At 68.4% G+C, this 14,282-nt stretch carries 13 protein-coding genes; 6 read left to right on the forward strand and 7 right to left on the reverse strand.

Annotated elements, in window-relative coordinates; translation table 11 throughout:
• Window positions 1–9: 9 nt before the first annotated feature.
• A complete protein-coding gene (locus tag ABZV38_RS06275) occupies window positions 10–387 on the reverse strand; it encodes a hypothetical protein (RefSeq protein WP_356325307.1) in 378 nt (125 codons plus the stop codon).
• Window positions 388–612: 225 nt separating this feature from the next.
• Between ABZV38_RS06275 and ABZV38_RS06280 the strand changes: the two genes are divergently transcribed.
• Together ABZV38_RS06280 and ABZV38_RS06285 are read left to right on the forward strand one after the other, a co-directional pair.
• Entirely contained in the window at window positions 613–1,581 is a 969-nt protein-coding gene (locus ABZV38_RS06280) for a diacylglycerol kinase family protein (RefSeq protein WP_356325081.1), read from the forward strand.
• Between the two features lie 319 nt (window positions 1,582–1,900).
• Window positions 1,901–2,158 carry a WhiB family transcriptional regulator gene (locus ABZV38_RS06285; protein WP_003953983.1) on the forward strand — a complete coding sequence of 86 codons (258 nt, stop codon included), beginning with the start codon at window positions 1,901–1,903 and terminating at the stop codon, window positions 2,156–2,158.
• A 171-nt stretch (window positions 2,159–2,329) separates the two neighbouring features.
• Here the strand turns inward: ABZV38_RS06285 and ABZV38_RS06290 are convergent, their stop codons facing one another.
• On the reverse strand, window positions 2,330–3,796 hold the full coding sequence (locus tag ABZV38_RS06290; protein WP_356325309.1) for a PAS domain-containing sensor histidine kinase: 1,467 nt from the start codon (window positions 3,794–3,796) through the stop codon (window positions 2,330–2,332).
• Between the two features lie 341 nt (window positions 3,797–4,137).
• Window positions 4,138–5,208 (reverse strand): SIS domain-containing protein, encoded by a 1,071-nt coding sequence (locus ABZV38_RS06295; protein WP_356325084.1) that lies wholly within the window; start codon window positions 5,206–5,208, stop codon window positions 4,138–4,140.
• 209 nt (window positions 5,209–5,417) lie between these two features.
• On the opposite strand from ABZV38_RS06295, the gene nagB reads away from it, so the two are divergent.
• Window positions 5,418–6,203: a glucosamine-6-phosphate deaminase gene (nagB, locus tag ABZV38_RS06300; RefSeq protein WP_356325311.1), complete on the forward strand. Its 786-nt coding sequence runs from the start codon at window positions 5,418–5,420 to the stop codon at window positions 6,201–6,203.
• A gap of 80 nt (window positions 6,204–6,283) precedes the next feature.
• Here nagB and ABZV38_RS06305 read toward each other — a convergent pair whose 3' ends face one another.
• The 4 genes from ABZV38_RS06305 to ABZV38_RS06320 all read right to left on the reverse strand — a co-directional run bounded on the left by ABZV38_RS06305 (window position 6,284) and on the right by ABZV38_RS06320 (window position 11,022).
• Window positions 6,284–7,831 carry a glycoside hydrolase family 3 protein gene (locus ABZV38_RS06305; RefSeq protein ID WP_356325086.1) on the reverse strand — a complete coding sequence of 516 codons (1,548 nt, stop codon included), beginning with the start codon at window positions 7,829–7,831 and terminating at the stop codon, window positions 6,284–6,286.
• Window positions 7,832–7,840: 9 nt separating this feature from the next.
• Window positions 7,841–8,671, reverse strand: a complete 831-nt coding sequence (locus ABZV38_RS06310) for a carbohydrate ABC transporter permease (protein WP_356325088.1) — start codon at window positions 8,669–8,671, stop codon at window positions 7,841–7,843.
• Window positions 8,668–9,654, reverse strand: coding sequence for a sugar ABC transporter permease (locus ABZV38_RS06315; RefSeq protein WP_356325090.1), 987 nt, complete (start codon window positions 9,652–9,654; stop codon window positions 8,668–8,670). Before ABZV38_RS06315 ends, ABZV38_RS06310 begins: the two co-directional genes overlap by 4 nt.
• 84 nt (window positions 9,655–9,738) lie before the next feature.
• The gene (locus ABZV38_RS06320) at window positions 9,739–11,022 is read right to left on the reverse strand and encodes an extracellular solute-binding protein (RefSeq protein WP_356325093.1); all 1,284 of its coding nucleotides are present in this window, start codon (window positions 11,020–11,022) and stop codon (window positions 9,739–9,741) included.
• Window positions 11,023–11,327: 305 nt separating this feature from the next.
• On the opposite strand from ABZV38_RS06320, the gene ABZV38_RS06325 reads away from it, so the two are divergent.
• From ABZV38_RS06325 to mctP, 3 genes are all read left to right on the forward strand, one after another.
• The gene (locus ABZV38_RS06325; RefSeq protein ID WP_356325313.1) at window positions 11,328–12,104 is read left to right on the forward strand and encodes a GntR family transcriptional regulator; all 777 of its coding nucleotides are present in this window, start codon (window positions 11,328–11,330) and stop codon (window positions 12,102–12,104) included.
• A gap of 262 nt (window positions 12,105–12,366) precedes the next feature.
• Complete coding sequence (locus ABZV38_RS06330) at window positions 12,367–12,579, forward strand: DUF3311 domain-containing protein (protein ID WP_356325095.1); 213 nt, start codon at window positions 12,367–12,369, stop codon at window positions 12,577–12,579.
• Window positions 12,576–14,231 carry a monocarboxylate uptake permease MctP gene (gene mctP, locus ABZV38_RS06335; protein WP_356325097.1) on the forward strand — a complete coding sequence of 552 codons (1,656 nt, stop codon included), beginning with the start codon at window positions 12,576–12,578 and terminating at the stop codon, window positions 14,229–14,231. The genes ABZV38_RS06330 and mctP overlap by 4 nt, the downstream gene beginning before the upstream one ends.
• Window positions 14,232–14,282 lie beyond the last annotated feature (51 nt).

The following is a 14,282-nucleotide window of genomic DNA, read 5'->3' on the forward strand; positions in this document are numbered from 1 at the left end:
CGTCGCGCGTTACGCCTCCGGCGTCTCGCGCGGGTCCCGGATGCCCAGTGCCTCCCTCGTCACCGGCCTGAACAGCTGCACCAGCGCGGTCAGCGCCACCGCGGCAAGGACGATCCCCGCGGGGATCAGTGCACCGTGGGAGCGCAGCAGCGTCCAGGCCACCGGCAGCGCCATGAGCTGCGTGATCAGCGCCGGGCCCCGGCTCCAGCTGCGCCGCAGCAGCAGTCCGCGCGCGGCAAGGAGCGGGATCAGGCCGAGCACGATCAGCGTGAGGCCACCCATCTCCGCCTGCTCCGGACTGTCCGGCCGGCCGAGCAGGCCCATGACCAGCATGTAGATCCCGCCGAAGGCGAGCGCCGCCCCTTCGAGGGCGTTGAGTCCGGCCACGAGGGCGATCCTGGCCGGCTTCGTCGGCTCGGCCGTGGGCGACGAGGGCGGCGTGTTCTGCTGAGTACTCACCCTTGCAGGTTGGCATCCCGCCGCCGCGAAAGCGAAGCCGGGGTCGGGATCGGAGCGCCGCGGCCCAGCCCAGCGCGCCCGGCCCGTCACCGAGCGTGAAGGCAAGGGGGAAGGACTTCAGGCCGATACCACGGGGTAGGTAGTCTGGCCGTCATGCGCGCACTCCTTGTGGTCAATCCAGCTGCTACCACTACCAGTGCGCGGACCCGTGACGTACTCATCCATGCACTCGCCAGCGAAATGAAGCTGGAGGCGGTGACCACGGAGTACCGCGGGCACGCCCGGGACCTGGGGCGGCGGGCCGCCGACGCCGACGACATCGATCTCGTCGTGGCCCTCGGCGGCGACGGCACCGTCAACGAAGTCGTGAACGGTCTGCTCCACAACGGTCCCGACATCGACAACCTGCCGAGCCTCGCCGTGGTGCCCGGCGGCTCCACCAATGTCTTCGCGCGCGCCCTGGGCCTGCCCAACGACCCGGTGGAGGCGACCGGCGCGATCCTGGATGCGCTGGCCAACCGGACCGAACGCACGGTCGGCCTGGGACTGGCGGCCGGCACACCCGGCACCGCGGACGAGTCGGTCCCCAAACGCTGGTTCACTTTCTGTGCCGGTCTCGGATTCGACGCGGGCGTGGTCGGCCGGGTCGAACAGAAGCGCGAGGACGGCAAGCGGTCGACGCATGCGCTGTACGTACGCCAGGTGGTCCGGCAGTTCCTGGACGAACCGCACCGGCGGCACGGAACGATCACGCTGGAAGCCCCCGGCACGGACCCGGTCACCGATCTCGCGCTGTCCATAATCTCCAACACGGCCCCCTGGACCTACCTGGGGAATCGTCCGATGTACGCATCCCCGAAGGCCTCGTTCGACACCGCGCTGGATGTCCTCGGGCTGAAGCGCCTCTCCACCCCCGCGGTCGCCCGGTACGGCACCCAGCTGCTCACTTCGAGCCCCGAGAAGGGTCCACACGGCAAGCACGCCGTTTCACTTCACGACCTCACGGACTTCACCTTGCATTCAAAGGTTCCACTGCCGTTCCAGATGGACGGTGACCACCTGGGCCTGCGTACCAGTGTGGCGTTCACAGGCGTACGCCGTGCACTGCGTGTGATTGTGTGAGCGGAAGAACCCAAAGTCCTTTAACTCGAACGTTTGGACTGGCTTCCACCCCATAGAAGTACGGCTGTGACCTAGCCGACACCGAGGAATCAAAAAAAAGTTTCCGGAAGGGGTTGTATCCGCCGCCGAGGTTTGCGAATCTCTACATGGCGATCGGGACGGCCCGCAACAACGGCCTCCGCTGAGAGCCAGAACCCCTCCTCACTTCACAGGACCACAACCAGTTCATCTGGGCGTCGGCCCGTCACCTGTGGGGGGATTCGTGAAAGCGTTCACATTCACAAGCAACAGTATGCAATACCAAGGAGAGGTAGCAGCCATGGACTGGCGTCACAACGCCGTTTGTCGTGAGGAAGACCCCGAGCTGTTCTTCCCCATCGGCAACACCGGTCCTGCGCTGCTGCAGATCGAGGAAGCCAAGGCCGTCTGCCGTCGCTGCCCCGTCATGGAGCAGTGCCTGCAGTGGGCGCTCGAGTCCGGCCAGGACTCCGGCGTCTGGGGTGGCCTCAGCGAGGACGAGCGCCGCGCGATGAAGCGCCGCGCCGCTCGCAACCGGGCGCGTAACGCCAGCGCCTGATCCGACGCCACCGCTACGAGCCTCAGTCAGGCGGCGCGTACAGAGCGTACGCACCACCCCGCCCCCCCGAGTCGCAGCGCGCAGTACCCCCGAAGCGCATGCATGACCAGTGAGCCCGGACCGTCAACAACGGTCCGGGCTCACTGCTGTCCCCGCGGGGAACAGCTCCGGCTACTTCTCCGCGCGCACCGGGATGTCGAGGACCACCTGGGTGCCGCGCCCGGGAGCCGGGACCATGCCGAACGATCCGCTCAACTCGCCCTCCACCAGCGTCCTTACGATCTGCAGCCCCAGGTTGCCGGTGCGCTGCGGGTCGAATCCCTCAGGCAGTCCGCACCCGTCGTCCTGGACGGTGATCAGCAACCGGCCCTCGGCCGAGGAGCCGCTGCGTACCGCAGAGACCTCCACCGTCCCGGTCTGGGCGACGGTGAACGCGTGCTCCAGCGCGTTCTGCAGCACCTCCGTCAGCACCATGGCCAGCGGAGTGGCCACCTCCGCATCGAGGATGCCGAAACGGCCCGTGCGACGGCAGGTGACCTTGCCCGGCGAGATCTCGGCGACCATCGCGATGACCCGGTCGGCGATCTCGTCGAACTCGACCCGCTCGTCCAGATTCTGAGACAGCGTCTCATGGACGATGGCGATCGAACCGACACGCCGTACCGCCTCGTTGAGGGCCTCGCGGCCCTGCTCGGAGTCCATCCGCCGGGCCTGCAGACGCAACAGGGCGGCCACGGTCTGGAGATTGTTCTTCACCCGGTGGTGGATCTCCCGGATGGTCGCGTCCTTCGTGATCAACTCACGCTCGCGACGGCGCAGTTCGGTCACGTCACGGAGCAGGACCAGAGAGCCGATACGGACGCCCTTGGGCTTGAGCGGGATCGCCCGGAGCTGGATCACGCCGCCCGCGCACTCGACCTCGAACTCGCGGGGCGCGTAACCGCTGGCCACTTTGACCAGAGCTTCGTCCACCGGGCCGCGGGACGGGGCGAGCTCGGCGGTGGTCCGGCCGAGGTGGTGTCCGACCAGGTCGGAGGCGAGGCCGAGACGGTGGTACGCGGAGAGTCCGTTCGGGCTGGCGTACTGGACGACGCCGTCGGCATCGAGCCTGATCAGCCCGTCGCCGACGCGGGGCGACGCATCCATGTCGACCTGCTGGCCGGGGAACGGGAAGGATCCGGCGGCGATCATCTGAGCCAGGTCCGAGGCCGACTGGAGGTAGGTGAGCTCCAGTCGGGACGGGGTGCGAACGGTCAGCAGGTTGGTGTTCCGGGCGATGACGCCGAGGACCCGGCCCTCACGGCGTACGGGGATGGACTCGACCCGTACCGGCACCTCCTCGCGCCACTCCGGGTCGCCCTCGCGCACGATCCGGCCCTCGTCCAGCGCTGCGTCCAGCAGCGGACGGCGGCCGCGCGGCACCAGGTGGCCGACCATGTCGTCCTGGTAGGAGGTGGGGCCGGTGTTGGGCCGCATCTGGGCGACCGACACATAGCGGGTTCCGTCGCGGGTAGGGACCCAGAGAACCAGGTCGGCGAAGGACAGGTCGGAGAGCAGCTGCCACTCCGAGACCAGCAGATGCAGCCACTCGAGGTCACTGTCGCTCAGGGCTGTGTGCTGGCGGACGAGGTCGTTCATGGAGGGCACGTGTGCGAGCGTACCTGTGGATACGCGCTGGTTCCGAACCGAGCGACCGGCCCGTGCGTGCAAGGGGGAAGGGGCCGGTAATTGCCGCGCTCCGATGGATGGACACAGGTGAATGGTCTAGTCCACAATGCTCAAGACAGAGCTTCCGCTCTCCCCGCACAGGAGAGCGGATCGAGGTACCCGCGCTCTCTGCCCTGACTGCGCAGGCACCTCTCCCCGGCCGGGGGCACCGCACACCGCCGGCCGAGTAACTCCGGGCTGCGGTGCCGGACGGGCTGAGGGTCCCGTCCTGGCGCCGCGGCCCGCGGGTGTTTCTGCGGGCCGACCCGCCTTCAGCGGGTCTCGGTGACCTTGGCCAGCGCGCGGGGCGCGTCCGGGTCCTGGCCGCGGGCGATCGTCACCTCGTACGCCAGCATCTGCAGGGGCAGGATCTCCAGGATCGGCTGGACCTCCTCGGCGACTCCGGCCGTCGGCAGCACGAAGCCCGCGGACGCCGCTTCCACCTGGGCCTTCGGGCCGACCACGAAGAGGTCCGCGCCACGGCCGCGCAGCCGGTCCAGGACCGGCTGGAGGGCCTCGCCGCCCCGGCCGTCGGTGACCACGGCGATCACCGGGGAGATGTTGTCGACCATGGCGAGCGGGCCGTGCAGCAGATCGGCGCCGGAGTAGGAGAGCGCGGGAATGTAGCTCGTCTCCATCAGCTTCAGGGCGGCTTCCTTGGCCGTGGGGTAGCCGTAGCCGCGCGAGGTGATGACCATGCGCTCGGCGAAGCGGTAGCGCGACGCCAGGCCCTTGATCTCGTCCTTGCGGGCCAGGACCGCTTCGGCCAGCTCCGGCAGGATCGCGGCGGCGGCGCCGTCCCCGCCCCGCAGACCCTCGACGAAGAGGTAGAGGGACAACAGCGAGGCGGTGTACGTCTTGGTGGCCGGAAGGGCCTTCTCCGGGCCCGCCAGGATGTCGATGTCGTGCTCGGAGACGGCGGCGAGCGGCGAGTCCGGGTTGTTGGTGACGGCCAGGGTGATTGCGCCGGCCTCGCGGGCCGCCCGGGTGGAGGCCACCAGGTCGGGCGAGCCGCCGGACTGGCTGACGGTGATGACGAGGACGTCCCGCAGGTCCGGCTTGGCACCGTACGCCGTGGTGGTCGACATCGACGCCAGACCGCAGGGCAGGCCGAGCCGGATCTCCAGCAGATACTTGGCGTAGAGCGCCGCGTTGTCCGACGTACCGCGGGCGGTGAGAAGGACGAAGCGCGGGTTCTTCGCCGCGATCTCAGTGGCCACCGCCCGGATCTCCGGGGCGCCCCGGTCGAGGATGCGGCGCAGCACCCCGGGCTGCTCGGCCATCTCGCCGGACATGATGCGGCCCGGCCACTCGCCCTCTTCGGCCGGAAACGTGGCGGACATGTCGGGTGCCTCCCAGAGGTGTCTCGGTGCGTCCGGAGCGGCGGTCCGGCCAAGTCGACCACGGGGAAGCCGGGGGCCGCCAGCGGGCCGCGGCCGGACAGCGCACGAACGGCATCCGGACGTCACCGCAGGGTGGTCCGGCTCTGCTAGATTAGGTCTCGATTGGTCTATACCACATGTCATCATCTCCTCAGATCGGCAGGCCCCGCGTGGAAGTTGTCATCGTCCCGGACGCCAAGGCAGGCGGCGAACTCATCGCGGGGGCCATCGGCGCCCTGCTCAGCCGCAAGCCCGACGCACTTCTCGGCGTTGCCACCGGATCGACCCCGCTGCCCATCTACCAGGCGCTGACCGCCAAGGTCCGCTCCGGCCAGGTGGACGCCTCGCGCGCCCGCATCTGCCAGCTCGACGAGTACGTCGGACTGCCGGCCGGCCACCCCGAGTCGTACCGCTCGGTGGTGCTGCGCGAGGTCGTCGAACCGCTCGGCCTGTCCGAGGCGTCCTTCATGGGCCCCGACGGAACCGCCGACGACGTGCAGGCCGCCTGCGAGGCGTACGACAAGGCGCTCGCCGCGGCCGGCGGGGTGGACCTGCAGCTGCTCGGCATCGGCACCGACGGTCACATCGGCTTCAACGAGCCGTGCTCCTCGCTCGCGTCCCGCACCCGGATCAAGACGCTGACCGAGCAGACCCGGATCGACAACGCGCGCTTCTTCGACAACGACATCAGCCAGGTGCCGCACCACGTCATCACCCAGGGCATCGGCACCATCCTGGAGTCCCGCCACCCGATCCTGCTGGCCACGGGCGAGGGCAAGGCGGAGGCGGTGGCGCAGACGGTCGAGGGGCCCGTGGCAGCGTTCGTACCGGCGTCGGCGCTGCAGCTGCATCCGCATGCGACGGTGGTGGTGGACGAGGCGGCGGCGTCGAAGCTGAAGCTGGCGGACTACTTCCGGGCCACGTATGCGGCGAAGCCGGGGTGGCAGGGGATCTAGCTCTCCGGACACGGAAGGGCCGGGGCACCATGGCGGTGTCCCGGCCCTTCCGTGTTGCTCGAACGCCGGACGGGTTCGGCTCAGTCGCCGCACGCGGTCGAGTGGGGTGTTCCCGTGATGGCTTCTGCTGCTGCCACTCCGCAGACACGTGCTGCTCCGTGGGTCACGATGTACAGCGCTCCCCTCGGCTCCGCCTGCGGTACACCCATCTCGACCACCACCGTGTCGGGACGCTCCGCCAGCAGCGTGGTGAGTGCCTGGCTCATCCACGCGTGCCGGTGGGCGTCACGGACGACTGCGACGATGCGCCGCTCCCCCGCGGCCCGCATCACCGCGGCCGCCGGTTCCTCGGTCTCACCGCTGTACGTGTCGGTCGCGGTGCCGGGCAGGACCCGCGCCAGCTCGGCCGCCACGCCCCACGGGGTCTCGTCACCGACCGCTATGTTCGCGACGGGGGTGAACGCGGCCACGTACGCCGGCTCGGTGAGCGGTTCGGCGGTGCCGGTCAGCTGCAGCGCGCGGCGGGCGGCGACGAGGCCGATGTCGGACGCGATACCGGTGCCGGGCGCGGTCCCCTCCTGCGTTGCCGCGCCCGGCTCCGGGACAGCCCCCCGGACCCGCTGCGTCCAGGACGCGAGGGCACGTACCCGTGTCGCCGCGTCGGCCAGCCGCTCCTCGGGCAGTTCGCCGGTCCGTACCGCCGCGACCAGCGCGTCGCGCAGCCGCAGCACGGTGGCCTCGTCCTCCAGCCCGCCGCCGACACAGATCGCGTCGGCGCCCGCGGCGATCGCGAGGACGGAGCCGCGCTCGATTCCGTACGTCGCGGAGATGGCCTGCATCTCCATGCCGTCGGTGACGATCAGGCCGTCGTAGCCCAGCTCCTTGCGCAGCAGACCCGTGAGGATCTGCGGACTCAGGGTTGCCGGGCGGTCCGGGTCGAGCGCGGGCAGCAGGATATGCGCGCTCATCACCGATTTGGAACCCGCTGCGATCGCCGCCCGGAAAGGCACCAGTTCACGGGCGTACAGGGTGTCGAGGTCCACGTCGATGCGGGGCAGCGCGTGGTGCGAGTCGACGGCGGTGTCGCCGTGTCCCGGGAAGTGCTTGGTGCAGGCGGCGACCCCGGCGGCCTGGAGTCCCTCGATGTACGCGGCGGTGTGCCGGGCGACGAGGTGCGGGTCGGCGCCGAAGGACCGTACGCCGATGACCGGGTTGCCCGGGTTCGAGTTGACGTCGGCGGACGGCGCCCAGTTGAGGTTGACGCCGCACTCGGCGAGCCGGCGGCCGAGCTCCTGGGCGACCGCGCGGGTCAGCCCGGGGTCGTCGACGGCGCCGAGGGCGAGGTTGCCGGGGAAGGACGAGCCATGACGCACCTCCAGTCGGGTGACGTCACCGCCCTCCTCGTCGATCGCGACGAGCACGTCGTCCCGCTCGGCCCTGAGCTGGGCGGTGAGCGCGGCGAGCTGCTGCGGCGTCTCGATGTTGCGGCCGAACAGGCCGACGGAGGCGAGGCCTTCACCGACGCGGCGCAGCAGCCAGTCGGGGGCGGTGGTGCCGGTGAACCCGGGCTGCAGGACGGCGAGGGCGTCGCGCGTGACGGTGTCCGTGGCGGAGGTGAACGTGGTCATGGGGCGGCGTTATCCCTTCACGGCGCCGTCGGTAAGACCGCTGACGGCCTTGCGCTGCAAGTAGATGAAGAGGATCAGGATCGGCACGGCGAAGAGCGAGGAGGCGGCCATGGTCGCCCCCCAGTCGTCGCCGAACGCGGTCTGGAACTGGGAGAGCCAGAGCGGCAGGGTCTGCGACTCGATGTCCTTGTTGAGGATGAGGACGAGCGGGAATTCGTTCCAGGCGGTGATGAAGCCGAAGAGCGAGGTCGCCATCAGACCGGGGCCGAGCAGCGGCAGGATCACCTTCATGAAGGCCTGCGGGCGGGTGCAGCCGTCGACCATCGCGGACTCCTCCAGCTCCTTGGGCACCGCGGCGACATAGCCGCGCAGCGTCAGGATGGTGAAGGGCAGGACCATCATCATGTAGAAGACCGTCAGCGGGAACAGGCTGTTCAGCATGTCCGCGTCGCGGACCAGCATGTAGATCGCGATGACCATGACTTCCCACGGTGCCATCTGCGCGATCATGAAGGTCAGCAGGATGCCGCGCCGGCCCTTGAAGCGCATGCGCGCCATTGCGAAGGACGCCAGCAGCGCGATCACCAGCGAGGCGACCACGGAGAGCACGGTGACGGTGAACGAGTTGCGGACCAGGGTCCAGAAGTGGTCCGCCGCGACGGCCTTCTGGAAGTGGTCGAAGGTGATGTCGGTGGGGAACCACACCGGGGTGTCGGTGATGATGTCGCCGGTCGGCTTGAAGGCCGTGCTGAACATCCAGTAGACGGGAAAGGCGAAGCCTATGAAGAGGACGACTGCTGTCGCGTTGGGCCAGATCCGGCCGAACAGTGAGCGCCTCACAGCTCGTCCTCCTCGTGCTTGAGTACGGTGCGCAGGTAGTAGCCGGTCATCGCCAGCAGGACGATGATCGTCAGGAACGAGATGGCCGACCCCATGCCGAAGTGCTGGTTGCCGACACCTTCGACGAAGGCGTAGACGGGCAGGGTCTCGGTGAGCCGGTCCGGGCCGCCACCGTTGATCGCGAAGAGCTGGGCGAAGGACTTGAAGACCCAGATGACTTCGAGGAACGTGGTGGCCAGCAGGAACGGCTTGAGGAACGGGAACGTCACCGACGTGAAGCTCTTCCAGCTTCCGGCACCGTCGAGCGACGCGGCCTCGTACAGTTCCTTGGGGATCGTCGTCGACGCGGCGTACAGGTTGATCGCCACGAACGGGATGGACTGCCAGACGATCACCAGGGTGACCAGCGAGAAGGTGGAGAACTGGGTGCTCGTCCAGTTGTAGTCGGCCATCGAGTGCCAGCCGAGGCTGTCGAGCACATAGTTGACGACGCCGAAGCGCTGGGCGAACAGCCACTGGTAGACCGTGGTCGCGGCGATGATCGGCATCGCCCAGGCGAGCACGAGGCCCAGCATGAGCAGCAGCCGCATCTTCTGGCCCAGGCGCGCGAGCAGCAGGCCGACCAGGGTCCCGAGCACCATGATCAGGACGACGTTGGCCGCAGTGAAGAAGACCGAACGCTCGACGACCTTCCAGAAGTCCGAACTGCCGAGGACCTCGGTGTAGTTGTCGAAGCCGTTCCACTCGGTCAGATGGAGGATCAGCTGGCGCGGGTTGAGGTTCTGGAACGACAGCATGCCGTTCTTGACCAGCGGGTAGCCCAGGAGCACCGCTGTGGCGAGCAGTGCGGGCAGGAGGAGCAGATACGGGGCCGAGCCACCGACCCGCTTCTTGCTCGATGCGGCGGGGCCGCCGGGAGGCGCGTCATCCTTGCGGACACCGGCTGCCGGGACCGAGTCCACTTGTTCGGTCTGCACTGACATGCTCGCCATCTCTTCTTGGGCCGTACGGTCGAGTCACGCGGGAGCGCCGGGGGGCGGTCGTCGCCCGCCCCCCGGCGCGTGCGGTCAGCTCGTCTGCGAGAGACGCTTGTTGATCTCCGCCTCGACCGCCTTGGCGGCGTCGGCCGGGGACTTGCCGTTCAGAACCGCGGTCATGTAGCTCTTGATCGGGTTCGGCGCGTTCTCGACAGCGGCCCACTCGGGGATGAGCGGGGTGGTGCCACCACCGGCGGCGGCCGGGGCCGCGGCCTCGGCGGCGCCGTTGCCGATCAGGTTGGAGTTGAGCGACTCCTTGTTCGGGATGACGCCGTTCTCCTTGGCCAGCTGGCCCTCGAACTGGTCGGACAGGGCGAGCTTCAGGAACTCCTTGGCGAGGTCCTGCTTCTTGCTGCCCGCGGCGACCGCGAAGTTGGAGCCACCGAGGAAGACGCCCTCGGGCTTGTCGGCGGTCTCACCCGGGATGGTGAAGTAGCCGATGTCGCCCTCGATCTTCTTGTTGGCCGCGATGGCCGTGCCGGCCTCCCAGCCCATGCCGACGAAGGCACCGACGTTGCCCTTGGCGAAGACCTCGGCCTGCTGCGGGGTGGCCTCGTCCTTGTCCTTGGGGGCCTTGGAGTAGGACTGGTACTTCTTGTAGAGCTCCATGGCCGCGGCGACCTTGGGGTCGGAGAGGTTGGAGACGTACTTGTCGCCTTCCTTCTTCACGAGGTCCGCACCCTGACCGATGGTCAGGCCGTCGAAGAAGTACCAGTTCTGGCCGGGCAAGTAGATCGGCTCGGCCTTGCCCTTCTTCTTGATGGCGTCGAGGTCCTTGAAGAACTCGTCGCGCGTCTTCGGGGTGTCCTTGATGCCGGCGTCGGCCCAGACCTTCTTGTTGTAGATGACGACACGGTTGGCGAAGTACCACGGGGCGGCGTACTGCTTGCCGTTGAAGACCGAGGACTTGTTGAGCGCGTCGACCCAATCGCCGCCGATCTCCTGCTTGAGGCCGCTCAGGTCGGCGAGGCCGCCGGTGGCCGCGTACGCCGGGGTCTGGGTGTTGCCGACCTCGATGACGTCCGGCGGGGTCGACTCGGAGAGGGCCGTCGTGATCTTCTGCTGAATGCCGTCCCACTTCTGGGTCTGGAACTTCAGCGTGGCGCCGGTCTTCTTCTTGAAGGCCGCGGTCAGGTCCTTGGTCCAGCCGGGAGGCGTGGAGCCGTCCATGGCCCAGACGGTCAGCGTCTGGCCCTTGTAGCTGTCGGGGCCGGTCTTCTTGCCACTGTCGCCCTTGCCGTCGTCCGAGCCACAGGCAGTGGCACCGGCCATGAGAGCTACGACACCAATGGCCGCGATGAGTCCGCGCTTCACGACACCCTCCTCAGGGATGCAAGAGAATTCCCCCCACCACCCGAGATCGCCGTCCGTCGCACAACCGCATACGACGGGTACTGCCCGTGGGGCTGGGACCTGGTCTTTAATGGTTTAGACCAGTACCGGGAGCTTGGCCTAGACCTTTAGGGGTGTCAAGGGTGTATAAGAAGTGCACTCGCGTCCGTTATAGGACCGACACCTGAGGGAGGGCGACGAGCCGTGACCGGACCGTGCCACCATGTGAGCCGCGACAGATGGAGGAGCCGGTGACGGCAGCAGCGCAGCAGTCGGGAAGGCGGGCGATGGGTGCCGACGGGGGCAGTTCGGAGAACGAGACGGGCACGGGAACCGGCGCGGCCACGCGTACCGCCCGCGTGCCGAAGTACTACCGTCTCAAGCGCCATCTCCTCGACATGACGGACACCATGCCGCCCGGCACCCCCGTGCCGCCGGAGCGGACCCTGGCCGCCGAGTTCGACACCTCGCGCACCACCGTGCGCCAGGCACTCCAGGAGCTGGTGGTCGAGGGCCGGCTGGAACGCATCCAGGGCAAGGGCACGTTCGTGGCCAAGCCGAAGGTCTCCCAGGCCCTGCAACTGACCTCGTACACCGAGGACATGCGCGCCCAGGGGCTGGAGCCGACCTCGCAGCTGCTGGACATCGGCTACGTCACGGCCGACGACACTCTCGCCGGGCTGCTCGACATCACCACCGGCGGCCGGGTGCTGCGGATCGAGCGGCTGCGCCTGGCCAGCGGCGAGCCGATGGCGATCGAGACCACGCATCTGTCGGCCAAACGCTTCCCCGCACTGCGCCGTTCACTGGTGAAGTACACCTCGCTGTACACGGCACTGGCCGAGGTGTACGACGTACGGCTGGCCGAGGCCGAGGAGACCATCGAGACCTCACTCGCCACCCCGCGCGAGGCCGGACTCCTCGGTACGGACGTGGGCCTGCCGATGCTGATGCTTTCCCGCCACTCCCTGGACGGACACGGCGAACCGGTGGAGTGGGTGCGGTCGGTGTACCGCGGCGACCGTTACAAGTTCGTGGCGCGTCTGAAGCGGCCGACCGACTGAGACGGCGGGACCCGGCTCCTGGCCGGCCGGCTACCGAACGGCCGACTGCCCGAACAGGGACGGAGTATCAGGAGTCGGCCCCCCGGACAGCATCCTCTTCCCCGGCCCCGCCACACCGTTGCAGGACCGAAATACGGACAGGGGGTGACGCTGGCCGGAACTCTCCCCTAGATTTCATGCGCATTACAACAGGTGGTCAGCGAGGGGACGGAGTCGCCATATGCCAGAAGAAACAGATACGAAACCACCAACGGTCACACCTATGAGGGTAGTCATCGCCCTCTGCCTCATCGCGCCGTTCGTGGCGATGCTCTGGGTGAGTTCGTACGCGAAGGTGGACCCGGCCTTCATCGGCATTCCGTTCTTCTACTGGTACCAGATGCTCTGGGTGCTGATTTCCACCGCGCTCACGATGGTCGCGTACACGCTGTGGCAGCGTGACCAGCGCTCCCGCAAGGGGGGTGCTTCCGCATGAAGGACGGCGTGAACGGCGTCGCGCTCGGCGTCTTCATCTTCTTCTTCCTGGCCGTCACGGTCATCGGCTTCATGGCCGCGCGCTGGCGCAAGGCCGAGAACGAGGCCAGCCTCGACGAATGGGGGCTGGGCGGACGGTCGTTCGGCACCTGGGTCACCTGGTTCCTGCTCGGCGGCGACCTGTACACCGCGTACACCTTCGTCGCCGTCCCCGCCGCTATCTACGCGGCCGGCGCGGCCGGCTTCTTCGCGGTCCCGTACACCATCCTCGTGTACCCGCTGATCTTCACCTTCCTGCCGCGGTTGTGGTCGGTGTCGCACAAGCACGGGTACGTCACCACCTCGGACTTCGTCCGCGGCCGCTTCGGATCGAAGGGGCTCTCGCTGGCGGTCGCCGTCACCGGCATCCTCGCCACGATGCCGTACATCGCGCTCCAGCTCGTCGGCATCCAGGCGGTGCTGGACGTGATGGGCGTCGGCGGCGGCGAGAACACGCACTGGTTCATCAAGGACCTGCCGCTGCTGATCGCGTTCGCGGTGCTCGCCGCGTACACGTACTCCTCCGGGCTGCGCGCCCCCGCACTGATCGCGTTCGTCAAGGACGGGCTGATCTACCTGGTCATCGTGGTGGCGATCATCTACATCCCGATCAAGCTGGGCGGCTTCGACGACATCTTCGCCAAGGCCGGCGAGGCGTTCTCGCAGACCAACCCCGCAACCGGCAAGCCGCGCGGCGCCCTCGCGCCGGCCGATCCGGGCCAATGGGGCTACGCCACCCTGGCCCTGGGTTCGGCGCTCGCGCTCTTCATGTACCCGCACTCCATCACGGCGACGCTCTCCAGCCGCAGCCGTGACGTGATCCGGCGCAACACCACGATCCTGCCGCTGTACTCGCTGATGCTGGGCCTGCTGGCCCTGCTCGGCTTCATGGCGATCGCCGCCGGAGTCAAGGTGCAGAACGGACAGCTGGCGATCCCGCAGCTGTTCGAGAACATGTTCCCCGACTGGTTCGCCGGGGTCGCGTTCGCCGCGATCGGGATCGGCGCGCTGGTGCCCGCCGCGATCATGTCGATCGCCGCGGCGAACCTCTTCACCCGGAACATCTACAAGGACTTCCTCAAGCCCGACGCGACCCCGGCCCAGGAGACGAAGGTCTCCAAGCTGGTGTCGCTGCTGGTGAAGGTCGGCGCGCTCGTCTTCGTCCTCACGATGGACAAGACGGTCGCGATCAACTTCCAGCTGCTGGGCGGGATCTGGATCCTGCAGACGTTCCCGGCCCTGGTCGGCGGCCTGTTCACCCGGTGGTTCCACCGCTGGGCGCTGCTCGCCGGCTGGGCGGTCGGCATGGCGTACGGCACGCTCGCCGCGTACGGGGTGGCGAGCCCGACCCAGGCCCACTTCGGCGGCTCCTCGAAGGAGATCCCGGGGATCGGCGAGATCGGCTACATCGGCCTGACGGCGTTCGTACTGAACGCCGTGGTGACGGTGGTGCTGACGTTCGTCCTGAACGCGCTGAAGGCCCCGGCCGGAATCGACGAGACGTCACCGGCCGACTACACGGCGGACGCCGGCGACCCGGCCGTCCAGGTGGAGCTCCCGTCCGCCAGGTCGCAGCCCACCACGGCCTCCGACGCGAGCCCGTCCGCCAACTAGGCCTGCTGCACCGGCCAGAAAATGTGGCCCGCCCGGCCCACGCCGGGCGGG

Origin of the sequence: Streptomyces sp. NPDC005181, from assembly GCF_040608395.1 — a bacterium.
In the GTDB taxonomy this organism is placed as follows: domain Bacteria; phylum Actinomycetota; class Actinomycetes; order Streptomycetales; family Streptomycetaceae; genus Streptomyces.